This window comes from Streptomyces sp. NPDC004838 (assembly GCF_053600955.1).
Genome location: NZ_JBSGAW010000002.1, coordinates 331179 through 357030, shown reverse-complemented (window position 1 = coordinate 357030; position 25852 = coordinate 331179). Strand labels below are relative to the sequence as shown.

The following is a 25852-nucleotide window of genomic DNA, read 5'->3' as shown; positions in this document are numbered from 1 at the left end:
ACGGGGTTCGGCGGCCTCCCGACCGGGAACCGGCGGCCGTTCGCGAACCGGCCGTTTCGGCCGCATCCCTCGTCCGCGGGGACGAGGGGGTGCGCTCCGGACCAGACCGGGGGATGATCGGTCGATGGGCGCGAATCTGGCAGACTCTCGTCTCATGGGTGAAACGACCGTGAAGACACTGGAAGGCCGGACGGCCGCACCGTCACCCATGGTGGGCGAGAACGCCGATGAGCCCCTCGTCGAACGTACCCGGATGCAGCGTCTGAGGTCGCCCCGCCGACCGCGAATCTGGTTCGAAGTCCTGCTGATCGCGGTGAGTTACTGGATGTACTCACTGATCCGCAACGCGGTGCCGGAGCAGAAGGCGCAGGCGCTGAAGAACGCGGACTGGATCTGGGACTTCGAGCACTCCCTCGGGATGGCGGTCGAGCATTCGGTCAACCAAGCCGTGAACTCGGTCACGTGGCTGATCGTGTCCATGAACTACTACTACGCCACCCTGCATTTCATCGTGACGATCGGCGTCCTGGTCTGGCTCTACCGCTGGCACCCCGGCCGCTACGCGGCGGCACGGCTGGTTCTCTTCGCGACGACGGGTGTGGCCCTGGTCGGCTACTACCTGTACCCGCTCGCGCCGCCTCGGTTGATGAACGGCGAGGGCTTCATCGACACCGTGCTGGTCCACGAGACCTGGGGTTCGATGGCCTCGGGCGATCTGAAGAACATGTCCAACCAGTACGCGGCCATGCCGTCGATGCACATCGGCTGGTCCGTCTGGTGCGGGGTGATCATCCTCGTCGTGGCGTCCGCGCCGTGGGCGAAGATCCTGGGCCTGCTGTACCCCGTGGCGACGCTGGTCGTCATCGTGGCCACGGCGAACCACTTCTGGCTGGACGCGGTGGGCGGCGTCGTCTGTCTCGTCTTCGGTTTCGCCCTCTCGTACGCCTGGTACGGCTCACTCCCCCACCGCCTGCCGAAGCTGCCGGTACTGGACCCGGAGCGGAAGCGGCTGTGGCCGACGGTGCGGGCGTAGCTCGCGTCAGCTTTCCGGCCCGTCATGGCGGGGAACTCCGTCTTCAGCGGCAGCTGAGCCAGCGGCGCACCCATGAAGGAGCCCCGCCGCGCGTCGCCGCTTCAGGAGAAGCCCGACGCGCAGTCCGCCCAAAACGTCTTTTCCGGACAGGAAGTGGCGGTTCCGGATCTGGTGACGGCCGGGGCGCGCGGCTAACTTCCCTCAGGACCTTTGTGAGACCCCCTGTGACATGTTCTGGGAGGTTGTATGCGCAAGGTACTGAGATGGCTCCTGGCGTCGGCGATGCTGGTCGGCACGGTGAGCGTCGGCGGCGTCCCGGCCGGAGCCGCCCCGGTGTCCCGGAAGCCCGCGGAGTCCTTGGAGCTGGGAGAGCCGGGAGAGCCGGGAGAGCCGGGAGAACCTCCGGAGGTGACGAGGATCAGGAAGCGCCTGCTGGCGATTCCCGGAATGACCCTCATCCGGGACACGGACCCCAACATCCGGGGACACATCAGGTTCTGGTTCGCCTATGAGCAGCCAGTCGACCATCGCAGACCGAAGGCGGGAACGTTCAAGCAGCGGATCGAGGTCTTCCACCGGGGCGAGGAGCGGCCCACGGCGCTCAGGCCGACGCGTTCCGTCCTGGACATCGATTACGGAAACACCAACGACGCGGAAGACTATCTGCGGGCGAACACGGTGGCCGTGGAGCACCGTTTCATGGGGAGTTCGCGGCCCGATCCGTCGGACTGGTCGAAGCTGGACATCTGGCAGATGGCGAGTGACCTGCACCGCGTACGGCGGGTGCTGGGGACGATCTACCACGGAAAGTGGGTGTCCACCGGTCGCGCCGAGTCCGGGAACGCCGCCGTCTACCACCGCCGTTTCTACCCCGATGACGTGGCGGGCACGGTCGTCTTCGGGGCCGCGAACCACGTACGGGACGACGACGACTCCGCGTACGAGAAGTTCTTCGCGGAGGTCGGCACCCCTGAGTGCCGCGCCCGGTTGTCGGCCCTCCAGCGCCAGGTCCTGGTGAACCGGGAGGAGATACTGCGGCACCTTGAGGAACTCGCCCGCCGGAAAGGCTGGGTCTTCGATGTGACGGGCTCGGCCGACCGGGCCCTTGAACTCACCGTGCACAACATCCCATGGAACTTCTGGATGGGCGGGAGCTTCTACTGCTATCTGCTACCGCTCCCCTCGGCCACCGGGAAGCAGGTCTTCGACTACATCAGCTGGCACATCGGCGAGTACACCGACGAGAGCCTGTACCGACTCGGGGCGCACCACTATCTGGCCGGGACGCAGACCGGTCATCCGCGGCTCCGGGTACCGCATCTGGAAGGTCTGCTGCGCTATCCGGGCATCAACGTGCCGCGTACCCTCGTGCCCCGCGACATCCCCCTGCGTTTCCAGCGCAAGGCGATGCGGGACGTCGATGAATGGGTACGGGAGGACTCCTCCCGGATGATCTTCCTCTACGGTGCGACGGACCCCCGCGGGGCCGAACGCTTCCGCACCGACAAGGGCGGCGAGGACTCGTACACCTACACCGCGCCGTCCCACGGTGACGGCTTCGGATTCGCCCAGCTCCGCCCGGCCGACCGCACGGCGGTCAGCACCACCCTGCGCAGATGGGCCGGGGTGAGCAACGAGTGGCCCACGCCCGCCGCGTCTCCCGCCGACCCGTGAGGGGCTGACGGACGCCTGCCGCGCCGGCGCACCGCCGGGAGCCGGGAGCCGGGAGCCGGGAGCCGGGAACTCAGGAGTCACGAAGAAGGGAAGCCGGAAGCAGGGAAGCCGCCCTCTCCGAGGGGGCGAAGAGGGCGGCTTGGTCGGCGCGTGGGTCCGGACCTGTCAGTACCGGACCCACAGCTCGTAGACACCGGGCTTGCCCACGAACGGGCGGCAGAGATAGAGCGCGCCCCAGACTCCGCCCGCCTGGCCGACCGCCTCGCACTCGGCCAGGGAGGCATGGTGACTGCGGACGTACCAGCCGGGCATCGCGGTCGCCGATGTGGCGGTGCCGAGCACGACGACTGCCGTGGCGGCGGCGACGGTCAGCGCGAGACCCCCGAGACGTTTGGTCATGTACGCAACTCCCTTGTCCAGCAAATGAAGTGACGTGCCATCACACGATCTCCCGCGCCTTGCCGACGGGCGGCCCGGCGCGACCACGGAGAAACGTAACCGCGCCGCCGGAGGCACACAAGAGGTCTACACCAGTGAACCCATTCCGGGTGCCGTGAACGGACGGGAAGTGACCCCACAGATCACTTCGGACATCTACAGCCAATCACTGCCTCTCTAGTCGCATAAACCATCTGAGCCGCATCAGCCCCACCACACATATCACGACCCATGGGCCACAGCGGATTTCGGAGAAGGCGTCGGTCGGGGCCGGTCTCCGCCTCATTTCCAGGGCGCCGTGGCGTATACCAGCCAAGCTCTTCCGTGTTCGAATTCCGGGTCCGTACATTTGCGGTGGAGGAGAAACCGGCGTCGGCCAATAGTCCGAGGTCGATCAACAGTCAGACGAATACGGGGGAAATCATGTCCGTGGTCGACGAGTACCTGGCGAACAACGATTCGTATGCGGCGGCCTTCACCGGCCCGCTCCCGCTCGCGCCGGCCAGGAAGCTGGCCGTCGTCGCGTGCATGGACGCCCGCCTGGACATCTATGCCATCTTGGGACTCAAAGAGGGAGATGCACATGTCATCCGCAATGCCGGCGGCGTGGTCACCGATGACGTCATCCGCTCGCTGACGGTCAGCCAGCGCCTGCTCGGCACCAACAGAATCATGCTCATCCACCATACGGAATGCGGAATGACCACGTTCACCGACGATGAGTTCAAACGGCAGATCGAGCAGAAAACCGGAATCCGCCCTCCGTGGTCCCCGGAATCTTTCCAGTATCTGGAGGACGATGTGCGTCAGTCATTCCGCCGCATCGACGTCAACCCCTTCCTTCCGCATAAGGACTCCCTCCGCGGATTCATCTTCGATGTCGCGACCGGCCGGCTGAAGGAGGTGGAGCGAAACCGGGCCGCGCCCCCTCCATGACGCCTGGCAGGGCGTCGCGGACCTCGGTTCCGACTCCCCCGCGGGCGGCTGACGCGGACACCGCCGACCGCTGAACGTCGACCGCCGACCGCCGTTTGGGGGGCGGTCACTCTGATCGGCGACCCCGGCCGCGGGGACGGGCCTCTGCTCGCCGGGCTGACCCGGTCGCTCCGGGCGGCGCGTCCCGCTGTCGCCGCATCCGCGCCCCGGCTGCCTCCGGCGTCCGCCGTGCCTTCCTTGCCTGCTCTGCCCGCCCTGCCTGCCGGTACAGATCGGCCCACGCTTCGGCGGTGAGGTTCTTCGGCAACGCCGTGGGTTCGATCCCGTGCCGATGGATCCACTGCTGGATCCGGTCCGCGGGAAGCTCGGGAGCCGCGGTCCGGACGATCCGCGCCAGGCCGCGCCCTTTGCCGCTGAACACCCGGCGTACGAGTTCCTGGTAATCCGGCCGTTCGCTGGGTCCGATGAGCGGAAGGCGTCGACGGCTCATCGTCATCAGTCCGCCGTCGACGCTCGGCCGGGGCCGGAAAGCGGCTGCCGGGACCCTGCTGACGAGTGTGAAGGTGAACCAGGGCCACCATTGGGCCGTCATCAGCGTCGCCCCACCGACGCCCGCGCGCCGACGCGCGACCTCCCACTGGACCAGCAGTACGGCATCGCTCCAGCCGGGCGAGCGGAGGATGCGCCGGAGCATCGGAGTCGTCTCATGGAACGGGAGGTTGCCGACGAGCACATACGGGGTCACCGGGGCGCGGTAGCGGAGGAAGTCACCGGTGACGATGGTGGTCGAGCCGTTGGTGCGGCGGTCCAGGCGGGCGGCCCGGCGATCGTCGATCTCGACGCCGGTGAGTTGCCTGCCCAGCCTCTGGAGGGGCAGGGTCAGCGCGCCGTCGCCCGGCCCGATCTCGATGATCGGCCCTTCGGTCCGCGCGACCAGGTCGACAAGGGCGGTGATGGTGTTCTGATCGATGAGGAAGTTCTGACCGAGCTCATGCCGGCCAGGGCGGTACGTGGGCACAGGTTCTCCGCGGCTTCGAGGTGAGCCGGGCAGCACAAGGGGCCGCTCGGCGCGTACACACTGAAGCGGCGGAACGTTCTGGGGGATGCTCCGCCGCTAGAAGCGGCGGAACCTCACGGCCGCGAGACCGGCGACGCCCGAAATACCTGTCATGGGCTCGGACCTTAGCCGGACGGAAGGAGCGACCCAACCGATTTTCTCCCATGCCACCGGCACCCACTCACCCACGCACGAACCCCGCACACCCCGCCCGCCCCCACTCGACGGCACCCCTCAGCCGACGATCCGCGCACACGGCCTCGCCGGGCGCGCCTTCGGCCGCACAGCCCTCCAAGCCACGCCTTCAACAAAGGAAGCACCATCACATGGACACAACAGCCAACCCGCTTCTGCTGGATCTTGCTGGGCTCGCGTGTCCGGGTCGCAGAGGGTCAGCGGCCCCTTGGCCCTCCCAGCGCACCATGCCGACGCGGCCGTCACACCCGCCCGGACCGGTGCGCGCCGCACGGCGGGGTGCCTCGGCCCGGAGCGCCCGCCCGGCGCGGAGGCGGGCGGACGCCGGTGGATCAGGCGCACGGCAAGGGCCCTCAGCCCCGGTGGACGATACGGCCGGCCGTGACCGTCAGGCGGACCGGGGATTCGGCCACCTCGTCCGAGGGGGCCTCGACGGGGTCCACCCCGAGCGCGGTGAGGTCCGCGCGGTAGCCGGGGGCGATACAGCCCGCCACCTCGGACTCGCCCGCCGCGAGGGCCGCATGGGATGTGCAGCCTTCGAGGGCCATGAGGCCCGTGAGCCCCCGGCCGTTCGCCGCACCACGGGGTACGAGGGCCGTCGCGAGGACGTGGCGGGCGTCGAATCGCGCGATGGGCCAGTCGGAGCCGAGGGCCAGGACCGCTCCGGCGTCGCGCAGATCACGGCAGCGCCAGGCGCGCGACGCCCGCTCGTCCCCGAGGCGTTTCGACCACTCGTCGGAGTGGTCGGCGCGGGTGAACTCGGTGTGCGGCGGCTGCATGGAGGCGGCGACCCCGAGCTGTGCGAACCGGCCGAGCTGATCGTCCGGCACGGTCTCGATGTGCTCGATCCGGTGCCTCGGCCCGCCCGTGCCCAGCGACTCGACGGTGTCCAGCACATGACGTACGGCCGCGTCCCCGATGGCGTGGGTCGCCGTGGGGACACCGGCCCGGTGCAGTCGGCGTACGGCCGCGCTGAACGCGGCCGGCTCGGGCCAGAAGGCGTCCGTCCCCTGCCCATGGCAGTCCGCGTGCTCCAGCCAGGCTGTCCCGCCCTCGACGGTGCCGTCCATGAAGAACTTCACTCCGCCGACCTTCCAGGTGCGCCCACGCTCCTTCTGGAGGGCGATCAGCTCGGCGAGGTCGTCGTCTCCCGCGCCGGGCATGCACCAGGGCGCGAGCCGGAGCCGTACCGGAAGGTCCTGTCGCGACTCGACGGCGGCGAGCACCTCCAGCGCGTCCCCGCCGAGGTCCATCACATGGGCGGAGGCCAGCCCGGTGGCGGCCATGTCGGAGAGCAGTTCGGCGAGCCGGGCCGCCCGGTCGGCGAGCGGAGCGCTCGGCAGCACGCCGCTGACCAGATCCATCGCCGCGTGCTCGATGAGATGCCCGGTGGGACGCCCGTCGGCGTCGCACACCACGCTCGACCGCTGTTCGAAGACGCGCGGCCCGTCGATGCCCGCCGCCCGCAGCCCGGCCTCGCTGACGAGCGCGGAGTGCCCGTCGTAGAGCCGGAGGTGCGCGGGGGCCCCGGCCACCGCTTCCTCGATCAGGCTGTGGTGCGGCTCCCGGCCGCCGAACGCGTTGTGGTCGAGCCCCCACCCCAGCACCCAGCCGTCCACGCGCTCCGCCGTGCGCAGAGCGGCCCGCAGCCCTTCGAGGTCGGTGACGGCGGTCAGATCCACTCCGGTCGCGAGCTGCAGGCCCCAGACGGGGTGGCTGTGGGAGTCGGTCAGGCCGGGCACGAGCACTGCCCCGCCGAGGTCGACGGTCTCAGTACCGGGTCCCCGCCACTCCCGTACGTCCGCGTCGTCGCCGACGGCGACGATCAGGCCGTTCTCGACGGCCACGGCGGTCGCGTACGGGCGGTCGGGGTCGAGGGTGCGGACCTTGGCCCCGGTCAGAACGATGTCGGCTGCTGCCACGATTCCTCGCCTTCCTTGTTGATGAGTCCGCCGCGGCTGTGCTTGAGCCGGAACGCCCTCGACAGAAAACCTAAAGGCTTTCGGTTTTGGCAATGTAACCTCCGTCGTGGGATCCGGGAAGACACCTGCGGGAGATTCGGAATCATGGGACGGCCGCGCACACCGCTGATCGACCGCGAGCGCATCACCACGACGGCGCTGCAACTGGTCGACGAGAAGGGCGACTTCAGCGTGCCGCAGATCGCCCGGAGGCTCGGGGTGCAGACCGCCTCGCTGTATCACCATGTGGACGGCCGCGACGGCATCGTGGAGTTGCTGCGCGAACGGGTCACCGAGGCGATCGATGCGTCCGCCCTGTCCGCCCCGACCTGGGAAGAAGCCATCGCGGGCTGGGCCCGCACCTACCGCGCGGCCTTCGCGGCCCACCCCCGCGCCATCCCGCTCCTGATGTCGTCACCGGTCCGTGCGCCGAAGGTTCTGGAGCAGTACGAGCGGGCCGTCCGACTACTGATCGACCACGGTTTCGCCCTGGGCGACGTCCTGAATGTGATCACCGCTCTGGAGAACCTGATCCTGGGCTCAGCGCTGGACCTGGCGGCCCCGGAGACCATGTGGGTCCTCTCCGACGAGACCAGCACGCCCCGACTGGCCGAGGCCCTGGCAACGCCCTCGCCGGACCGCGCGAACGCGGCCTTCGAACTGGCACTGGAAGCCTGCCTCACCCACTTCCACACCCTGCTCCCCTGACCCCCAACCCCACACCCCCTGCGGCCCCGGGCACCCCAAGCCCCCACACTGACCGCCCCCCACGCCCCCTGCGGCAGCAAGCAACCCGCACCCAACAAGGCCCGGCACCACAGGCAGCCGCAGGCACCCCGCACCGAACGAGCGCCCGCACCCCCTGCGGCAGCAGGCAACCCGCGCCCAACAAGGCCCGGCACCACAGGCACCCGCAGGCACCCCGCACCGAACGAGCGCCCGCACCACCGGCGGCAGCAAGCAACCCGCACCGAACAAGCCCCCGCACCACCCGCGCCCGCAGGCACCCCGCACCCGCACCCCTCACGCCCCGTAAAACCGCACCTCCACCACCGCCCGCGCCCGCCGCGTAATCCGCCGGTAGTCGTCCAGCATGTCGCCCACATGACCGGGGCCGTACCCCAAGTACCGCCCCAGGGCCGCCAGTTCACGCCCGTCGGACGGGAACGTGTCGCCGGCCCGCCCGCGCACGAGCATCACCCCGTTGCGGACACGGGTCGCGAGGATCCACGCCTCGTCCAGGATCTCCGCGTCCTCCGTGCCGATCAGCCCCGCCGCGTGCGCCGCCGCCAGCGCCTCACGCGTACGCGTCGTCCGCAGTCCCGGCTCGGCCCAACCGTGCCGCATCTGAAGAAGCTGAACGGTCCACTCCACATCGCTCAGCCCACCCCGCCCGAGCTTGGTGTGGAGCGTCGGGTCGGCCCCTCGCGGCATGCGTTCGGTCTCCATGCGCGCTTTCAGTCTGCGGATCTCGCGTACGGCGTCCTCGCCCAGCCCCTCCGCCGGATACCGCAGCGGATCGATCAGCTCGATGAACCGGTCGCCGAGCCCGGGGTCCCCCGCCATCGGCTCGGCCCGCAGCAGCGCCTGGCTCTCCCAGACGAGGGACCAGCGCCGGTAGTACGCCTCGTAGGAGCCGAGGGACCGGACCATGGGCCCGCTCTTGCCCTCCGGTCTCAGGTCCGCGTCGATCAGCAGCGGCGGATCGGCCGTGGGCAGCTGGAGGAGCCGCCGCATCTCCTCGACGACGGTGTTCGCGGCTCGGGCGGCCTCCTGGTCGTCCACGCCCTCGCGCGGCTCGTGGACGAAGAGGACATCCGCGTCGGAGCCGTAGGCCAGCTCATGGCCTCCGAAGCGGCCCATGCCGATGACGGCGAACCGGGTGGGGAGTTCGTCGCCCCACCGCGCCCGCACGGCCGCTCGGAGCGCGCCGGCGATCGTCGCCGCGTTGAGGTCGGTGACGGCGCTGCCGACCTGGTCGACGAGTGCGCCGGTGTCGGCCCGTGCCGGGCTTTCCTCGGTGCCGTAGGAGCCGATGAGGTCGGCGGCGGTGGTACGGAAGAGTTCCCGGCGGCGTACGCCACGGGCCGCGGCGACCGCGCCCTCGGCGGTCTCGGCGCGCCCCACGGCGGCGAGCACCTCCGGCTCCAGATGGTCGCGCCGACGCGGCTTGAGCCCGCCGGGGTCGCCGAGGATGGCGACGGCCTCGGGCGCGCGCAGGAGCAGATCGGGCGCGAGACGCCCGGCGGAGAGCACGCGGGCCAGATTCTCCGCCGCCGCGCCCTCGTCGCGGAGGAGCCGCAGGTACCAGGGGGTCTTGCCGAGCGCGTCGGAGACCTTGCGGAAGCCGAGGAGCCCGGCGTCGGGGTCGGCGGAGTCGGCGAACCAGCCCAGCAGGACGGGCAGCAGGGTCCGCTGGATCGCGGCCTTGCGGCTGACGCCGGAGGCGAGGGCCTCCAGATGCCGGAGCGCGGCGGTCGGGTCGGCGTATCCGAGGGCTTCGAGGCGCTGCCCGGCCGCACTGGTGCTGAGCCGGGCCTCGCCGGGGGCGAGCTGGGCGACGGCGTCGAGCAGCGGCCGGTAGAAGAGCTTCTCGTGGAGCCGCCGTACGACGGAGGCGTGCCGCCGCCATTCGCGGTTGAGTTCGGCGACGGGGTCGGTGCGCAGTCCCAGCGAGCGGCCGAGCCGCCGCAGATCGGCCTCGTCCTCGGGGACGAGGTGGGTGCGCCGCAGCCGGTGGAGCTGAATGCTGTGTTCCATGGCGCGCAGGAACCGGTAGGCGTCTTCGAGCTGGGCGGCGTCGACCCGCCCGACATAGCCGCCCGCCGCGAGCGCCTCCAGGGCCTCCAGCGTGCTGCCGCTGTGGAGGGTGGCGTCGCTGCGGCCGTGTACGAGCTGGAGGAGCTGTACGGCGAATTCGACGTCCCGCAGCCCGCCGGGGCCGAGCTTCAGTTCGCGCTCGACCTCGGCGGTGGGGATGTTGTCGACGACCCGGCGGCGCATCTTCTGTACGTCGGCGACGAAGTTGTCGCGTTCGGCGGCCTGCCACACGAGCGGTGAGACGGCCGCGATGTAGTCGTCGCCGAGGGTGGGGTCCCCGGCGACGGCGCGGGCTTTCAGGAGCGCCTGGAACTCCCAGGTCTTCGCCCAGCGCTGGTAGTACGCGAGGTGGCTGGAGAGGGTCCGTACGAGGGGGCCGTTCCGTCCCTCGGGACGGAGGTTGGCGTCCACCGGCCAGATGGTCCCCTCGACGGTGGTCTCGGAGCAGATCCTCATCAGGTGGGAGGCGAGCCGGGTGGCGGCCTGAAGGGCCTTGTTCTCGTCGGCGTCCCCGACCGGTTCGGCCACGAAGACGACGTCCACGTCGGAGACGTAGTTGAGTTCGTGGCCGCCGCATTTGCCGAGGGCGATGACGGCGAGCCGGCACAGGGCGGCGTCCTCGGGTGCGGCGGTGCGGGCGATGGCGAGGGCCGCGCGCAGCGTGGCGGTGGCGAGATCGGCCAGTTCGGCGGCGGCCTCGGCGACGTCGGTCGTACCGCAGACGTCGCGTGCCGCGATGGAGAGCAGGCAGCGCCGGTAGGCGACGCGCAGCGAGACCGGGTCGCCCGCGTCGGCGAGGCAGCCTTCGAATTCCTCGACGCCGGGGTGGAGATCGGCGGCCTCGTAGGTGACGAGCGTCCGCCAGTCGCCGGGGTGCCGGGCGAGATGGTCGCCGAGCGCCTCGGACGCGCCGAGGACACCGAGGAGCCGGTCGCGGAGGGGTTTGGCGGTGACGAGGGTGTCGAGAAGGACCTGTCGGGCGGCGGGGTCGGGCTGTGCCTCGGCCAGGCGTACGAGGCCCCGGAGCGCGAGATCGGGGTCGGCGGACGCGCCGAGGGCGTCGAGGAGTACGGGGTCGTCGCGCACGGGGGCCATGACGGGCAGATCGAGCAGCCGTTCGGCGGCGGCGGGGTCGGTGAAGCCGTGTCTCAGCAGTCGGGTGAACGTACTGCTTCTGCGTCCCGGCACCGTCATCCCGTGCTCCCGTTCCACGCTCGTCCCTCGTCACGTCCGGCGATCGGCCCGGCCCCTCGCCCCGGCCGGCGGTCCTGCCGGGCCGTCGGGCCGAGGGGCGGACCGTCGGCGTCCGCCGGGTTCGCGTGCCTGGCATCGCGCCTCGCCGATCCGGACCGATCCACCAGACAGACCCTAGTCGCAGGCGGGCGCGGGGCCGGGGTTCACCTCTCGGATCCTGCCAGGCGTACGCGCCCCGGCCCACGCCTCAAACCGTGCCCCGAGGGGCCTGCGCGCAGCTCCTCGCCGCGGGAAGCGGAATGAAGGGGCCGAGCGGCAGGACGGGGATCGCCTCGGCGGCCCGTGTCGGGCGGCCCTCTCCGGCGCCTGGCGGACCGACCGAAGAACCCCACCCTTCGAACAGGTGTCTGATAAATTTCTTCACACCGGTGCGCGCCGGTCGTCAGTACGGTCGCCCTGGCCGACGCTTCGTACGACGAGAGGACGTGTACGCCATGACCGAGCCCGGCCCCGCGCCCGGCACGGGACCTCCGGCCGGACCGGACACCCGCTGCGGCGACCCCGATCCGGCGACCGATCCAGCAACCGATCCGGCGGCGTCGGACCGATCCGGCGTGGCGGTCCGGCCCGGATCCACCGAGGTCTTCCGGGTCTCGGCCGTGCGCACCGAAGACCGCCCCCACCTCGAAAGGGAACCCCGACGATGGAACTGACACTTGAAGTGATCATGGTCCCGGCCACCGATCTCGACCGCTCCAAGCGGTTCTACGAGGAGGGCTGCGGCTTCAAGGTGGACGTCGACCAGGAGGTGGCTCCCGGCATCAGGATCATCCAGCTGACCCCGCCCGGCTCCCGCTGCTCGATCACCCTCAGCAGCGGCATGCCCGGCAACCCCGGCCAGGAGGCGCTGGCTCCCGGACAGCTCCAGGGCCTTCAGCTCTGCACGACGGACATCGCGGCGGCCCGCGAGGCCCTGCTCAACGGCTCGGTCGACGTCAGCCCGATCCAGCACGTGGGCGACAGCGGCTGGGAGGACGGTCCGGGAGGCGTCTGGAACAGCTTCCTGTTCTTCAAGGACCCGGACGGCAACGGCTGGACGGTCCAGGAGGCGCCCACGCCGCTCGCGGAGCGCTGATCGCACCCCGAGCCGTCCGGGCCGCTTGCCGACGGTGAGGCCGTACGGCCCGTGGCCCCGCGCATCGGTCCGGGCCGGAGGCGCAGACCTCCGGCCCGGACCGATGTCCGCTCCCGAAGCGTGATCGCGTCGGGACGCGCCTTGTCAGAGCCGTACTCGGATCACAGCCGTACTCAGGTCACAGCCGTACTCGCTTCGGAGCCATACGGGACCAGAGCCGTACTCGCTTCGGAGCCGTACCGGACCAGAGCCGTGCCCGGATTCCCGTGTCGGATCAGGGAGTTGGCGGCTGACCGCCCTGGCCGCCCTGGCCGAACTCGTCCTTCGCCTTTTGCTGGGCCTGGTCGACCTGGCCGCTGTACTTGCCCTGCGTCTTGGTGTCGACGGCGTCGCCGGCCTTGTCGACGCCCTTGTCGGCCTGGGCTTCATGGCCCTTCAGCATCTGCTTGAGCTTGTCCATCACGGACATGGGGTCACCCTTTCGCCGCACATTTCCCCCGCCCTTCCAGGGTCGCCGGACACCGCCGGGTTCGCATGTCGGGGAAGGGTCGGGGCTCGCGTGCGATGGGGCCGTACAGGCTGACGCCGGCTTCCGCCGGCCGCGCCGTCCGGCCGCCGCACCAGGGCGACGGGAGCGGAACGGGACTGCGGAACGGGACTACAGCACCGGCAGGTTCTTGCGCAGTTCGAAGGCGGTGACCTCGCTGCGGTACTCCTCCCACTCCTGCTTCTTGTTGCGGAGGAAGAAGTCGAAGACATGCTCGCCGAGCGTCTCCGCGACCAGTTCGCTCCGCTCCATCAGCGAGATGGCCTCGCCCAGGTTCTGCGGCAGCGGCTCGATGCCCATGGCCCGGCGTTCCGCGTCGCTGAGGGCCCAGACGTCGTCGTCGGCACCGGCGGGAAGCTCGTAGCTCTCCTCGATGCCCTTGAGGCCGGCGGCCAGCAGGACGGCGTACGTGAGGTACGGATTGGCCCCCGAGTCGATGGAGCGGACCTCGACGCGGGAGGAGCCCGTCTTGCCGGGCTTGTACATCGGGACGCGGATCAGGGCGGAGCGGTTGTTGTGGCCCCAGCAGATGTACGAGGGGGCCTCGCCGCCCGCGCCCGCGCTGCGGGCGGAGCCGCCCCAGATGCGCTTGTAGGAGTTGACCCACTGATTGGTGACGGCCGAGATCTCGGCCGCGTGCCGCAGCAGGCCCGCGATGAAGGAGCGGCCGATCTTGGAGAGCTGGTACTCCGCGCCGGACTCGTAGAACGCGTTCCGGTCGCCTTCGAACAGCGACAGATGGGTGTGCATCCCGGAGCCCGGGTGCTCGCTGAACGGTTTCGGCATAAAGGTCGCCTGGACTCCCTGTTCCAGGGCCACCTGCTTCATGACCAGGCGGAAGGTCATGATGTTGTCGGCGGTGGAGAGCGCGTCGGCGTACCGCAGATCGATCTCCTGCTGGCCCGGCGCGCCCTCGTGGTGGCTGAACTCGACCGAGATGCCCATGGATTCGAGCATGGTGATCGCCTGGCGGCGGAAGTCCATGCCGACGTTCTGAGGGGTGTGGTCGAAGTAGCCGGAGTTGTCGGCGGGCACCGGGCGGGAGCCGTCCAGCGGCTTGTTCTTCAGCAGGAAGAACTCGATCTCGGGGTGGGTGTAGAAGGTGAACCCCAGATCGGAGGTCTTGGCCAGCATCCGCTTCAGTACGAAGCGCGGATCGGCGAAGGAGGGCGAGCCGTCGGGCATCAGGATGTCGCAGAACATGCGCGCGGTGCCGGGGGCCTCGGCACGCCAGGGCAGAATCTGGAACGTGCCCGGATCCGGCTTGGCGATCATGTCGGACTCGTAGACGCGGGCGAAGCCCTCGATCGCGGAGCCGTCGAAACCGATACCTTCATCGAACGCCTGTTCAAGCTCGGCGGGGGCGACGGCCACGGACTTCAGGAAACCGAGCACGTCGGTGAACCACAGGCGCACGAAGCGAATGTCGCGCTCTTCCAGCGTACGGAGCACAAATTCCTGCTGCTTATCCATTTCCACCCAATCCTTGCTGGTCAAGCCGACCTGCTCCCGCGAGCATCGCAGCCTCGGGTTTCCGGCACATTGCGAACCCGGCCCGAGCCCCATTGTGTGTCAGGGCCCACTCGGAGACGAGCCCGAGGTCTCCGGACCGTGCGGGCCGGGCGGCGCGCGACCGGAATGGCCGCGGCGGGACGGCGACGGCACAGGTGGCGGAACGGCTCGGGACAGACGAAAGGCGGGCCGCCGGGCGGTGCCGGGAAGGGCGGCGGAACGAACGGCGGGGCGGCTCGGGGACAGCGAAGGGCGAGCCGCCGGACGGCGGCGGGAAGGGGCGGAACGGCTGTGCGATGGACGTATTACCGCCCCGTATGAGGTGTACGGAGCACTCGCTCGCTACGATCTGCGGACATGGGGGCTCGGCGGCACAACCGCACCGCGCGTAGCACGCGTCCCATGGCACTGCTGAGTGCCGCGGCGACGCTCATCGGTGCGCTCTTCATCTGTCTGAGTCCGCCCGCTGATGAGCATCCGCCGGCCTCCGGCTACCCGGTGACCGCTTTCTCGTGTCCGTACGACAACGGCTCCTGCGGTCTGCGGCCGGTGCTCGACGCCGCCGTGCTCACCGCGCCGCCGCTGGACGATCCTCCCGTCGAAGCGGATCAGGCCCCGCGTCTCGACCAGCCGTCGGGTTCCGGCGGTCGGCCCCGTTCCGACGCTCTGCCGCGCGCCCCCGGCCTGCACGTCCTTCAGGTGCTCCGAATCTAGGTCGTTTCTGATGGATCAGGCTGGATCAGTGAGCGGGGTCTGGTGCCGTGGATCGCAAGGCGGAGGAGGGAGTCCATGCGGAGCATAGGCGACCGACGACAACGCGGCGTGGGGGCACCTCCCGGGCCGCCAGGCCCAGGGGGAGCGCGGTGCCAGGGCACGCGAGCCCAGCAAGATCCATCAGAAGCGGCCTAGGGCCTCTGGTTCGGACCCTGCCCCTGGCATCCCCCTTTCAACCGGCTCCGTATCGGTTCCGGTCGCCTCATGACGAAGGACGACATACAGATGGCTTCCCGTAAGAATTCCGCCGCCAACGACCGCCGCGCCCGCATAGAGGCCATGCGCAAGGCCGAGCAGGCCCGCGAGCGCCGCAACCGGATCATCACGATCACCATCAGCGGCCTGGTCGTCGCCGGTCTCGTGGGTTTCGGCGGCTATGTGCTGAACAAGGAGAACGACGAGCAGCAGCAGAAGGCCGCCGAGGCCAAGCAGCCCATCGAGGGCGAGAAGAGCTGGGACGCCAAGAAGCTCGGCCGCAACCATGTGACCAAGGCGGTCAGCTACCCGGAGAAGCCCCCGGTCGGCGGGGACCACCACCAGGCGTGGATGAACTGCGACCGCAATGTCTACAAGGAGCCCATCCCGAACGAGAACGCCGTGCACTCGCTGGAGCACGGCGCGGTCTGGGTGACCTACAACGACAAGGCCCCGAAGGCCGAGGTCTCCAAGTTGGAGGAGAAGGTCAAGAAGACCTCCTACTCGATGATCAGCCCGGTCAAGGACCAGGCGGGCACGATCATGCTCACGGCGTGGGGCAAGCAGCTCACCGTCGAGTCGGCCGATGACCCGAAGGTGGGCAAGTTCTTCACGAAGTACATCCAGGGCCCGCAGACTCCCGAGCCGGGAGCGGCGTGCACGAGCGGGCTGAGCGGTAAATGAGGGGTATGACCCGTACCCACTGGGCGGCGATCACCGCGGTCGTCCTGGCGCTTCTCTTCGCGGGCGCGGCCACGGTCGCCACCGCGGGCGACGGCGACGGTTCCGGCCCGCGTACGCCCGCGTCGGACTCGGCGGAAGCGGGGTTCGCGCGGGACATGTCCGTCCACCACCAGCAGGCGGTGGAGATGTCGTTCATCGTGCGGGACCGCACCGAGGACGAGGAAGTGCGCCGGCTGGCGTACGACATCGCCAATACGCAGGCCAATCAGCGCGGCATGATGCTGGGCTGGCTGGATCTGTGGGGTCTGCCGAAGGTCGACGCGGACGCCGAGCCGATGGCGTGGATGGCCGACGAGGGTGGTCAGGGCGGGCACGCGGGCCATGAGGCGTCGTCGGACGGCTCGCCGATGCCCGGCATGGCGACACCGGCGCAGCTCGAACGGCTGGGGAAGCTGAACGGCAAGGAAGCGGAGATCGAGTATCTCCAGCTGATGATCGTCCACCACAACAGCGGGGTGGCGATGGCCGAGGGCTGTGTGAAGCTCTGCACCGTGGCCCCGGAGAAGGAGTTGGCCGAGGGCATGGTGGCGGCACAGCGGTCCGAGGTCGAGCTGATGGTGGATCTGCTGAAGAAGCGGGGCGCGCAGGTGCGTACGCAGAGCCCCTGACGGCCGGGAAGGCCCTGGGGGGCGCCGGCCCCGCCCGCAGCGCCCGCAGAAGGCGGGGCGGGCACGTCCGAGCGAGTGAGCCAGGTCCGGGCGGGTCCGGGCACGTCCGTCGGTCCGGGCGCGTCCGGACCGACGGACGGTGCTCGGGCGACCCCTTCCCCTGCGCCGGTCGCAGCCGCTCGCGCGCACCGGTTCGCCTCTCCGATTCGCCCCTCCGCCCGCGCGGGAGCACCGGGCCGCCCGCGGCTGCCCCCGACCATCCGCGTTCACCCGTTTGGCCTACAGCGGTCGCGTGCGCCGACGGGCCCGACGACGATTGATGCGCTCGGACCGTCAATGGTTCCGGAAGTGATTCCAGAAGGGTTCCGTAGTGGTTCCCGTACCGGCATCCGGAGGGACGAACGCCATGACCACCGCCAAGGACATCATGCACAGCGGGGCGCAGTGGATCCCCGCGCACGAGACACTCGACCGGGCCGCGCAGCTCATGCGCGAGCTGAATGTGGGCGCACTGCCCATCGCCGACTCCAAAGAACGCCTCTGCGGCATTCTCACCGACCGCGACATCGTCATCGGCTGTGTCGCCATGGGGCACGACCCCGCGCAGACCACCGCGGGCGAGATGGCCCAGGGCACTCCGCGCTGGATCGACGCGGGGTCGGGTGTGGAGGACGTGCTCCAGGAGATGGAGGTCCATCAGATCCGTCGGCTGCCCGTGATCGAGAACAAGCGGCTGATCGGGATGATCAGCGAGGCCGATCTGGCACAGCATCTCTCCGACGAGCAGCTGGCGTCGTGGATGGAGCGTGTCTACGCGCGGGGCTGAGCCTCGTCCCCGCTGTCGAGGACCGCTCGGGCCACCGCGTCCGGGCGGTCCAGCATCATCAGATGCCCCGCGCGCCCGATCTCACGGAAGCGGGCTCCGAGCAGCAGCGCGAGCGCCCGCTGCCGCGCCGTCCAGCGCCGCCCGCCCCCCGTCGCGGCGAGCACGGTGACCGGGACGCCCGCGGGCAGGGCATGGCGGTCGCGCAGCGCGAGGAGTTCGGCGGCGACGGCCCGGTAGTGGGTGTTCTCCAGCAGCGCGCCCTCCAGTGCCCGTGTGGTCCCGTAGACACGGCGTACGAGATCGGCCGGGGCGGGGTCCTTACCGCCCGCGCGGGAGAGCCCGATCATCGTCCGCCGGGCGAGCGGCCCGAACGCGGCGGGCATGCCCACCGCGCCGAACGCCCCGCCGGCGGCGCGGGCGAGCGCCGTGCGCACGGCCGGAGCCCGCGGTGTGCGGGCGCGCTCCTCGACACTGGAGTCGACCAGGACGACGGCGGCGGTACGGGAGGGATACAGCCGGGCGAAGGCTTCCGCGTGGAATCCGGCGATCGAGTGCCCGACGACCGTGACGGGTTCGCCGTCGCGGGCGAGGCCCAGCGCGTCGAGCATCCCGGCGACGCGGTGGGCCTCGCCGGCGGCGGAGGGGTGGACGGCGGCGGGAGCGCTCAGCCCGTGTCCGGGGCGGTCGAAGCGGACGACGGTCCGGTGGGGGGCGAGCAGGGGGATGACGGGGTCCCAGTCGAACCAGCTCAGTCCGAGCCCCACGCTCAGTACGCAGACGGGTCCGCCGCCCTCGACGACCACATGGTGCGGCACCCCCGCGACCCGTACGAACATCACAACGCCCCGTCTCCCGCCGGCCGTGGCTGCCCCGGCCCGCGCTCCGCCCGCCGTTCCCGCGCCGTCGACAGCGCGAGCAGCCCCAGCCAGACTGCCACGAAGAGCACTTGCAGCCGCTGCCCCGCTCCCAGCGACCAGGTGCCGCGCCCGGCCTCGAAGGCGGCGATCGCGGAGAGGGTCCATACAGTGGCGATGAGTTCGAGCACGACGAGCGCGGGACCGAAACGGGCGAGATCCGGCCACCATCCGTACCTCCGGGCGGCGACGGTGAGCGCGATGATCCCCACCAGCGCACCCGTCATCGCGAGGGAGCTGCTCACGGCGTGCGCGGTGTGCGTGGCGGGCACGAGCCCCGCCGTCTCCCGCGCGGCGCACTCCGGGTCCGCGGTGGGCGCGCAGCTGAGCGGCAGCCGTGAGTCGACGGCGGTCGCCGCGCCGAAGAGGGTCAGCCCGCCCCAGCCGATCAGCGCCCATGGTCTTCGGGGCGTACGGACCAGGGCCCATACCGCCCCCGCGAAGACGAGGACTCCGGCGGCGAGGTCGGTGGTCCGGAAGAGACCGCCGAGGGGCTGGTCGGCGGCGGCGAGTTCGCTGACGTAGGTCTGTACGGGGTCGAGCCCGGTCGACACGACGACTTCGAGCAACCAGGCGGTGTAGGCGAGCGCGCCGAGCGCGATCAGAGCCGCATGCATCAGCCAATGATCCCTTATCGGTGGCCGGTTCTCTTTCTCGCATACCCGGTGGGGGTAGTATGCGGCGCATGGCGATAGGTCGTGGCACGCGTATGGGGCAGCTGCTGCTGTTCCTGACGCTGCTCTTCGGCGTCGCCACGATGCATACGGTGGGCCACCCGTCGTCGGGCCACGGCGCGGCCCCGCACGCGCCGACGGCCGCGCACGCGTCAGCGGCGGCGGCGGGCGAACGGGCGGCACCGGGCGCGGCCCGGCCCGCCGGGGTCGCCTCTGCCGCCGCGTTGACCTCGCATGCCGCCCGAGCCACGCATGCCGTCGATCCGGCGGGGGCGGTCGGTGCCATCGCCCCGGCCGACGCGGTCGGTGCGCGCGGTGCCGCGTGGGCGGCCGGACCCGGTGACCCGGCCCCGGACACCGTACGAGCCGGACACGCCACCGCCCTCGCGGCGCACAGCCCGTCCGTACAGGGAAACACCGGCCCCGCCGGGTCCCCCGCGTCCGGGTCGCCGCACGGAGCCTCCGGCCCCACCGCGGCAGCGGACGCCCCGCTCACCGACCGGCCCGCCGGGATCGCCCCGGCCGCCGCGCATGCCGTCGGCTCCTCCGACCCCGCTCCGGGTGTCATGGACCCGGGTCTCGTCTGTCTGGCGGTCCTCGGGGCCTGGGGTGTCGCCCTGCTGGTCCTCGTGGGCGGACTGGTAAGGCGGCGCGGGCGGCGGATCGTGGCGGGCGTACCCCACCGGACCACCCGACGCGACACGCTGCGGGCCGACCCCCCTCATCCCCGGATACTCCTCGCCCAGTTGTCGGTGCTGCGGATCTAGGAGGCGCGACGCGCCCCATCCGTATGCACACATATCGACATCTTCACGAGGTGGACTCAGTCATGAGTACGTACATCACGCGCCGCACCCTGCTCGGAGCGTCGCTCGCCGTGGCCGGGACGGGCGTCCTGGCCGCCTGCTCCGGATCCGACACGTCCGGCGGCGGGAGCGACGGGGGCGGGCACCAGGGCCACACCGGGGGCGGGCAGGGCGGCACGCCCAAGGGGTTCGTCGAGCCCGGCGGCAAGGAAGTCCTCGCCGCCGAGGCCAAGCGGGGCGGCGGCCCCGAGCGGAAGGTCAAGCTCACCGCCGTCGCGACGACGCTCGACCTCGGGGGCGGGCTCACCGCCAAGTCCTGGGCCTACGGGGACAGGCTGCCGGGCCAGGAGGTGCGGGTCACCGCCGGCGACACCCTGGCGCTCACCCTCGCCAACAACCTTCCGCAGTCGACGTCCCTGCACTGGCATGGACTCGCCCTGCGCAATGACATGGACGGCGTGCCGGATCTCACACAGAAGCCGATCAAGCCTGGCGCCTCCTTCGACTACCGGTTCGCCGTCGCGCATCCGGGCACCTACTGGTTCCATCCGCACTCGGGCGTCCAGCAGGACCGGGGGCTGTACGCGCCCCTGATCGTGGAGGACCCCAAGGAGCCCCTGAAGTACGACAAGGAGTGGGTCGTCGTCCTGGACGACTGGGTCGACGGGGTGGACGGCTCCACCCCCGACGCCGTTCTCAAGGAGCTGCGCAAGGGCATGTCCGGGGGCGGGCACGAGGGCCACGACATGGGGGCGATGACCACCGAGTCGCCGAGCCCCGACGGGCCGTCCCGGATGATGATGGGCGCGAAGAGCGACCTTCTCGGCGGGGACGCCGGAGACGTCGCGTATCCGCACTACCTGATCAACGGCAGGACCCCGAAGGCGCCCGTCGCCTTCAGCGCCAAGCCCGGTGACCGGATCCGGCTCCGGATCGTCAACGCGGGCGGTGACACCGCCTTCCGGGTCGCGCTGGGCGGCCATGAGATGACCGTGACCCACACCGACGGCTTCCCGGTCCAGCACACGAAGACGGACGCCCTGCTCCTCGGCATGGGCGAGCGGTACGACGTGCTCGTCACCGCGGGCGACGGGGTCTTTCCCCTGGTCGCCCTCGCCGAGGGCAAGAACGCGTCCGGGCTCGCCCTGCTCCGTACCGGCGGCGGGGCGGCTCCGGCCGCCTCCGTACGCCCGCAGGAGCTGTCCAAGCGCGTGCTGACGGCGGACCGGCTGCGCGCGGACGAGTCCGTGGCCCTCGCCTCCCGTAAGCCGGACCGCACGATCAAGATCAAGCTCAGCGGCGGAATGGAGAAGTACGACTGGGCCTTCGACGGGAAGCCGTACTCACCCGACCCGCGCCACGAGGTCCGCTCGGGCGAGCGGGTCCGGCTGGTCTTCAGCAATCCGACCGAGATGTGGCACCCGCTCCATCTGCACGGGCACACCTTCGGGCTCGCCAATGTCACCGGCGGGCCGCGCAAGGACACGGCGATCATCCTGCCGAACGGGACGCTGACCGCCGACTTCGACGCCGACAATCCGGGGCTGTGGATGATCCACTGCCACAACGTCTACCACGCGGAGGCGGGCATGATGACGGTCGTCGGATACCGGAAGTAGTCGGATACCGGAAGTAGCGGACGGCCGCCGTCCGGGCCCGACGGATCGCCCGAACATTCCGAACATTCCGGATATCCCAGGCAAGCCCAGGCAGCCCGGGAAGCTCAGGCGGCCCGGACGGCTCAGACGGCCCGGAGGGCTCCGGCGGCCGGGGCCACTCGCCCGGACGGCCCGGACGGCCCGAACCGAGCCGGGCCTGCCGGGCCTGCTGGGGCGTCCCTCGCGGGAGGGGCGTCCCACGTGGGGCGTCCCACACTCCGGCCCAGGACATCGCGTCAGAAAGACGATTACACTGGGCCCGTGCCTCAACTACGCCTCGCCCTGAATCAGATCGACTCGACCGTCGGCGATCTCGCCGGCAACGCCGAGGCGATCGTGCGCTGGACCCGGCACTCCGCCGAGCAGGGAGCGCATCTCGTCGCCTTCCCGGAGATGGTGCTCACCGGCTACCCGGTGGAGGACCTGGCCCTGCGGCCGTCCTTCGTGGACGCGTCCCGCGCGGCCCTGCGGGCACTCGCCTCCCGGCTGGCCGAGGAGGGGTTCGGGGACCTGCCCGTCGTCGTCGGCTATCTGGACCGCTCGGACGCGGGCCGGCCGAGGTACGGTCAGCCGGCCGGCGCGCCCCGCAACGCCGCCGCCGTGCTGCACGGCGGTGAGGTGGTGCTGACGTTCGCCAAGCACCATCTGCCGAACTACGGCGTCTTCGACGAGTTCCGCTACTTCGTCCCCGGCGACACCATGCCGCTGATCAGGGTGCGCGGCGTCGACGTGGCGCTCGCGATCTGCGAGGACCTGTGGCAGGACGGCGGCCGGGTGCCCGCGGCCCGGTCCGCCGGGGCCGGGCTGCTGATCTCGATCAACGCCTCGCCGTACGAGCGGAACAAGGACGACACCCGGCTGGAGCTGGTGCGCAAGCGAGCCCAGGAGGCCGGGTGCGTGACCGCCTACTGCGCGATGATCGGCGGCCAGGACGAGCTGGTCTTCGACGGCGACTCGATCGTCGTGGACGCGGCGGGCGAAGTCGTCGCGCGTGCTCCGCAGTTCGCCGAGGGCAGCGTCCTGCTCGATCTGGACCTCCCGGCCGCGGGCCCGATCCCGTCCGGTGAGGTGGACGACGGTCTGCGGATCGACCATGTCGTCATCTCGCCCGAGCCGCTGCCCGCCTACGAGGCCGAGCTGGCGGGCGGCTACGCCGAACGGCTCGACGACGACGAGGAGGTGTACTCCGCGCTGGTCGTGGGGTTGCGCGCCTACGCGGCGAAGAACGGGTTCCGCTCGGTGCTGGTCGGGCTCTCGGGCGGCATCGACTCGGCGCTCGTCGCCGCGATCGCCTGCGACGCGGTGGGGGCGGCGCATGTGTACGGCATCTCCATGCCCTCCAAGTACTCCTCCGAGCACTCCAAGGACGACGCGGCCGAACTGGCCCGCCGTACCGGCCTCCACTTCCGCACCGTCCCCATCGAGCCGATGTTCGACGCGTATATGAGCGCGCTCGGGCTGACCGGCCTCGCCGAGGAGAACCTCCAGTCGCGGCTGCGCGGCACGATGCTGATGGCCGTCTCCAACCAGGAGGGCCACATCGTGCTCGCGCCGGGCAACAAGTCCGAGCTGGCGGTCGGCTACTCGACGCTGTACGGCGACTCGGTCGGCGCGTACGGGCCCATCAAGGACGTCTACAAGACGACGATCTTCCGGCTGGCGAAGTGGCGCAACCGGGTCGCCGAGGAACGCGGGCAGACCCCGCCGATCCCGGAGGAGTCGATCACCAAGCCGCCCAGCGCGGAACTGCGCCCGGGGCAGATGGACACGGACTCACTGCCCGACTACGACGTTCTGGACCGGATCCTGGAGCTGTACGTGGACGAGGACCGGGGCAAGGACGCGATCGTGGCGGCCGGGTTCGACGAGGAACTGGTGGCGAAGACCCTGCGGATGGTGGACACCGCCGAGTACAAGCGTCGTCAGTACCCGCCGGGCACCAAGATCTCCGCGAAGGGCTTCGGCAAGGACCGCCGGCTGCCGATCACCAACCGCTGGCGGGAGACGACGGGCTGAGCCCCCGCCGGTCCAGCCGCCCACAGGTCCGGCTGTCCGGCTGTCGGGGAGCGAGCGGTCCAGGGACGAGCGGTCCGGAGCCTGGTGGTCCGGAGCCTGGTGGTCCGGACCGCGGCCGTCCCGCGTCGGCCCCGCCGACGGTCGTCAGAGTCTGATGCCCGCCGCGATCGGCAGATGGTCGCTGTCCGTCCGCGGGAGCGTCCAGGACGACACCGGCTCGACGCCCTTCACCATGATCTGGTCGATCCGCGCCATCGGGAACGCCGCCGGCCAGCTGAAGCCGAAGCCGTCACCGGCCGCGCCCTGCGTCGAACGCATCTGGGACGTCACCGCCTTCAGGGCGCGGTCGTTCATGGTCCCGTTGAGATCGCCGAGAAGGACGACCTTACCGAGCGGCTCGCGGGCGATCGCCTCGCCGAGCGCGTCCGCGCTGTTGTCGCGCTGGTTGGCGGTGAAGCCCGCCCGCATCTTGACCCGTACGGACGGCATATGGGCGACATAGACGGCGACCTGGCCCTCGGGCGTACGGACCGTGGCGCGCATCGCGCGGGTCCAGCCCATCCGGATGTCCACGGGCGCGGCATCCGTCACCGGGTACTTGCTCCACAGGCCGACCGTGCCCTGCACCGAGTGGTACTTGTAGCTGCCCGAGAGGGCGTCCGCATACGTGGAGACCTGCCCCTGGGGCAGTTCCTGGAGCGCCAGCACATCCGCGCCCGAGGCGGCGACCTCGGTGGCGGTGCCCTCCGGGTCGGGGTTCTCCGCGTTCACGTTGTGGGTGGCGACGGTCAGATCGCCGCCGCCCGCGGACTTGTCGGTGAGCAGCCCGCCGAACAGGTTGAACCAGACGATGACGGGGAGCAGCAGGGCGAGCAGCGCGGTGGCCGAGCGCCGCCAGAGCGCGGCGGCGAGCAGCGGTGGGACGAGGACGACGGCCAGCCAGGGCAGAAACGTCTCGGAGAGGCTGCCCAGGTTGCCGATCCGGTTGGGCACTTGTGCGTGAAGGGCCATCAGCAGCGTGAGCACCACGGCGGTCGCGGCGAGGAGAATGCCGCGCCGCCAGATGCCTCGGTCACCCCGCCAGGAGTCCAGCAGGCGCCGGATCCGGGATCTGGTGAGCCGGTCGCCCGGGTCGCCTTGCTCCGTTTCCGTTCTGTACGCCTGCACCATGGAGCCGTCCTCACTGCCTTGCGCCGTCACACATCAGCCTCGGTGTCGACACTAGGCGATGTTGGGACTTCCTCATGCCGCCCCTGGTGCGGCCGTTCTGTCCCGATGACGACAGCCTTGGGGTACGGAGTTCCGGATGTCGGTCCAGGTACGGACGCTGTGACAGAACCCGCACACTTCGGGCTCGCTGCCCGCTCGGGCGTGTCCGGCACTCCGATGGTCGGATCACCGGTTGGCCGGATGGCCCGGATGGCCCTCAGTCGCGCGGAAGCGGCCGTACTCCGGCGAGCACCAGATCGACGATCTGTTCGGCGCTGCCCTCGCCGGGAGTCGCCTCCGGCTGGAGAACGGTCCGTACGAGCATGGGTCCCACGAACAGATCGTTCAGCAGGTCGAGGTCGAGGTCGCCGCGGATCTCGCCGTTCGCGACACCGCGCTCCAGCACCTTCCTCATCTGCGCGCGCCGGGGCTCCACCGCGACCCTGTGGTACATCAGCTTCAACTGCGGATACGTCTGCATCTGGGCGAAGACGCTGTGGAGGAGGGCGGAGGAGCGTTTGGCGAGCCCTCGTTCGCGGAGGAACTCGACCAGCGCGACCAGGTCGTCGCGTACGGATGTGCCGGGCAGGGGCGTGCCCACGGGTTCCACGGATCTCACGACGTCGACGAAGAGGGCCTCCTTGCCCTCCCAGCGGCGGTAGATGGTGGCCTTGCCGACACCTGCGGTTCGGGCGATGCGTTCGATGGAGAGGTCGGAGAGGGGGACGCCCTCCTCGACGAGGTGTACCACGGCGTCGAGGATCGAGCGCTCGGCGGCCTCGCTGCGGGGGCGCCCCCGGCGGACCGCGCCCGCTTTCACGGGGCCGGTCCCGGCGGGGGATGAACTTCCGGAGTGGCCGTCGCCGCTTCCGCGTTCGTCGTGATGCTCCTTGAGGGGCACGGCCGCTCTCCGTCTCTCACTCTCT

22 protein-coding genes and 1 pseudogene are annotated in these 25852 nt (G+C 70.6%); 13 read left to right on the top strand and 10 right to left on the bottom strand.

Annotated elements, in window-relative coordinates; all coding sequences use genetic code 11:
* Positions 1 to 154: 154 nt before the first annotated feature.
* Both ACWEFL_RS03910 and ACWEFL_RS03905 read left to right on the top strand, forming a co-directional pair.
* Entirely contained in the window at positions 155 to 1033 is an 879-nt protein-coding gene (locus tag ACWEFL_RS03910) for a phosphatase PAP2 family protein (protein ID WP_451706969.1), read from the top strand.
* 246 nt (positions 1034 to 1279) lie between these two features.
* Positions 1280 to 2707 carry a S28 family serine protease gene (locus ACWEFL_RS03905; protein ID WP_451706966.1) on the top strand — a complete coding sequence of 476 codons (1428 nt, stop codon included), beginning with the start codon at positions 1280 to 1282 and terminating at the stop codon, positions 2705 to 2707.
* 165 nt (positions 2708 to 2872) lie between these two features.
* Here ACWEFL_RS03905 and ACWEFL_RS03900 read toward each other — a convergent pair whose 3' ends face one another.
* The gene (locus ACWEFL_RS03900; RefSeq protein ID WP_451706963.1) at positions 2873 to 3106 is read right to left on the bottom strand and encodes a hypothetical protein; all 234 of its coding nucleotides are present in this window, start codon (positions 3104 to 3106) and stop codon (positions 2873 to 2875) included.
* Between the two features lie 462 nt (positions 3107 to 3568).
* On the opposite strand from ACWEFL_RS03900, the gene ACWEFL_RS03895 reads away from it, so the two are divergent.
* The gene (locus ACWEFL_RS03895) at positions 3569 to 4081 is read left to right on the top strand and encodes a beta-class carbonic anhydrase (protein ID WP_451706960.1); all 513 of its coding nucleotides are present in this window, start codon (positions 3569 to 3571) and stop codon (positions 4079 to 4081) included.
* A gap of 238 nt (positions 4082 to 4319) precedes the next feature.
* On the opposite strand, the pseudogene erm reads toward ACWEFL_RS03895, so the two are convergent.
* Positions 4320 to 5099: pseudogene (gene erm, locus ACWEFL_RS03890) on the bottom strand (23S ribosomal RNA methyltransferase Erm); the annotation flags it as partial.
* A 587-nt stretch (positions 5100 to 5686) separates the two neighbouring features.
* Positions 5687 to 7255, bottom strand: coding sequence for an amidohydrolase (locus ACWEFL_RS03885; RefSeq protein WP_451706958.1), 1569 nt, complete (start codon positions 7253 to 7255; stop codon positions 5687 to 5689).
* 144 nt (positions 7256 to 7399) lie between these two features.
* On the opposite strand from ACWEFL_RS03885, the gene ACWEFL_RS03880 reads away from it, so the two are divergent.
* Positions 7400 to 8002, top strand: coding sequence for a TetR/AcrR family transcriptional regulator C-terminal domain-containing protein (locus ACWEFL_RS03880; protein WP_451706956.1), 603 nt, complete (start codon positions 7400 to 7402; stop codon positions 8000 to 8002).
* 315 nt (positions 8003 to 8317) lie between these two features.
* On the opposite strand, the gene ACWEFL_RS03875 is transcribed toward ACWEFL_RS03880, so the two are convergent.
* On the bottom strand, positions 8318 to 11308 hold the full coding sequence (locus ACWEFL_RS03875) for a bifunctional [glutamine synthetase] adenylyltransferase/[glutamine synthetase]-adenylyl-L-tyrosine phosphorylase (protein WP_451706953.1): 2991 nt from the start codon (positions 11306 to 11308) through the stop codon (positions 8318 to 8320).
* A 494-nt stretch (positions 11309 to 11802) separates the two neighbouring features.
* On the opposite strand from ACWEFL_RS03875, the gene ACWEFL_RS03870 reads away from it, so the two are divergent.
* Positions 11803 to 12021, top strand: a complete 219-nt coding sequence (locus tag ACWEFL_RS03870; RefSeq protein ID WP_451706951.1) for a hypothetical protein — start codon at positions 11803 to 11805, stop codon at positions 12019 to 12021.
* Positions 12012 to 12443, top strand: coding sequence for a VOC family protein (locus tag ACWEFL_RS03865; protein ID WP_451706948.1), 432 nt, complete (start codon positions 12012 to 12014; stop codon positions 12441 to 12443). Before ACWEFL_RS03870 ends, ACWEFL_RS03865 begins: the two co-directional genes overlap by 10 nt.
* Positions 12444 to 12717: 274 nt before the next feature.
* On the opposite strand, the gene ACWEFL_RS03860 is transcribed toward ACWEFL_RS03865, so the two are convergent.
* Positions 12718 to 12912 carry an antitoxin gene (locus tag ACWEFL_RS03860; protein WP_451706945.1) on the bottom strand — a complete coding sequence of 65 codons (195 nt, stop codon included), beginning with the start codon at positions 12910 to 12912 and terminating at the stop codon, positions 12718 to 12720.
* A gap of 189 nt (positions 12913 to 13101) precedes the next feature.
* Positions 13102 to 14463, bottom strand: a complete 1362-nt coding sequence (glnA, locus tag ACWEFL_RS03855) for a type I glutamate--ammonia ligase (protein ID WP_451706943.1) — start codon at positions 14461 to 14463, stop codon at positions 13102 to 13104.
* 441 nt (positions 14464 to 14904) lie between these two features.
* Between glnA and ACWEFL_RS03850 the strand changes: the two genes are divergently transcribed.
* The 4 genes from ACWEFL_RS03850 to ACWEFL_RS03835 all read left to right on the top strand — a co-directional run bounded on the left by ACWEFL_RS03850 (position 14905) and on the right by ACWEFL_RS03835 (position 17649).
* On the top strand, positions 14905 to 15216 hold the full coding sequence (locus tag ACWEFL_RS03850; RefSeq protein WP_451706940.1) for a hypothetical protein: 312 nt from the start codon (positions 14905 to 14907) through the stop codon (positions 15214 to 15216).
* Positions 15217 to 15501: 285 nt separating this feature from the next.
* Positions 15502 to 16155 carry a DUF3105 domain-containing protein gene (locus ACWEFL_RS03845; protein ID WP_451707317.1) on the top strand — a complete coding sequence of 218 codons (654 nt, stop codon included), beginning with the start codon at positions 15502 to 15504 and terminating at the stop codon, positions 16153 to 16155.
* A gap of 5 nt (positions 16156 to 16160) precedes the next feature.
* Positions 16161 to 16823, top strand: a complete 663-nt coding sequence (locus ACWEFL_RS03840) for a DUF305 domain-containing protein (protein WP_451706937.1) — start codon at positions 16161 to 16163, stop codon at positions 16821 to 16823.
* A gap of 406 nt (positions 16824 to 17229) precedes the next feature.
* Complete coding sequence (locus ACWEFL_RS03835) at positions 17230 to 17649, top strand: CBS domain-containing protein (RefSeq protein ID WP_451706935.1); 420 nt, start codon at positions 17230 to 17232, stop codon at positions 17647 to 17649.
* Here the strand turns inward: ACWEFL_RS03835 and ACWEFL_RS03830 are convergent.
* Positions 17634 to 18485 carry an alpha/beta fold hydrolase gene (locus ACWEFL_RS03830; RefSeq protein ID WP_451706932.1) on the bottom strand — a complete coding sequence of 284 codons (852 nt, stop codon included), beginning with the start codon at positions 18483 to 18485 and terminating at the stop codon, positions 17634 to 17636. The two genes, ACWEFL_RS03835 and ACWEFL_RS03830, sit on opposite strands and share 16 nt — an antisense overlap.
* Complete coding sequence (locus ACWEFL_RS03825) at positions 18485 to 19180, bottom strand: DUF998 domain-containing protein (RefSeq protein ID WP_451706930.1); 696 nt, start codon at positions 19178 to 19180, stop codon at positions 18485 to 18487. Before ACWEFL_RS03825 ends, ACWEFL_RS03830 begins: the two co-directional genes overlap by 1 nt.
* 68 nt (positions 19181 to 19248) lie before the next feature.
* Here ACWEFL_RS03825 and ACWEFL_RS03820 point away from each other — a divergent pair, with 68 nt between their 5' ends.
* The 3 genes from ACWEFL_RS03820 to ACWEFL_RS03810 all read left to right on the top strand — a co-directional run bounded on the left by ACWEFL_RS03820 (position 19249) and on the right by ACWEFL_RS03810 (position 23717).
* Entirely contained in the window at positions 19249 to 20004 is a 756-nt protein-coding gene (locus ACWEFL_RS03820; RefSeq protein ID WP_451706928.1) for a hypothetical protein, read from the top strand.
* Between the two features lie 62 nt (positions 20005 to 20066).
* On the top strand, positions 20067 to 21662 hold the full coding sequence (locus tag ACWEFL_RS03815) for a multicopper oxidase family protein (RefSeq protein ID WP_451706926.1): 1596 nt from the start codon (positions 20067 to 20069) through the stop codon (positions 21660 to 21662).
* A 300-nt stretch (positions 21663 to 21962) separates the two neighbouring features.
* On the top strand, positions 21963 to 23717 hold the full coding sequence (locus ACWEFL_RS03810; protein WP_451706924.1) for an NAD+ synthase: 1755 nt from the start codon (positions 21963 to 21965) through the stop codon (positions 23715 to 23717).
* 144 nt (positions 23718 to 23861) lie between these two features.
* Here the strand turns inward: ACWEFL_RS03810 and ACWEFL_RS03805 are convergent, their stop codons facing one another.
* A complete protein-coding gene (locus ACWEFL_RS03805) occupies positions 23862 to 24887 on the bottom strand; it encodes an endonuclease/exonuclease/phosphatase family protein (RefSeq protein WP_451706921.1) in 1026 nt (341 codons plus the stop codon).
* A 256-nt stretch (positions 24888 to 25143) separates the two neighbouring features.
* The gene (locus tag ACWEFL_RS03800; protein WP_451706918.1) at positions 25144 to 25827 is read right to left on the bottom strand and encodes a TetR/AcrR family transcriptional regulator; all 684 of its coding nucleotides are present in this window, start codon (positions 25825 to 25827) and stop codon (positions 25144 to 25146) included.
* Between the last annotated feature and the right edge of the window lie 25 nt (positions 25828 to 25852).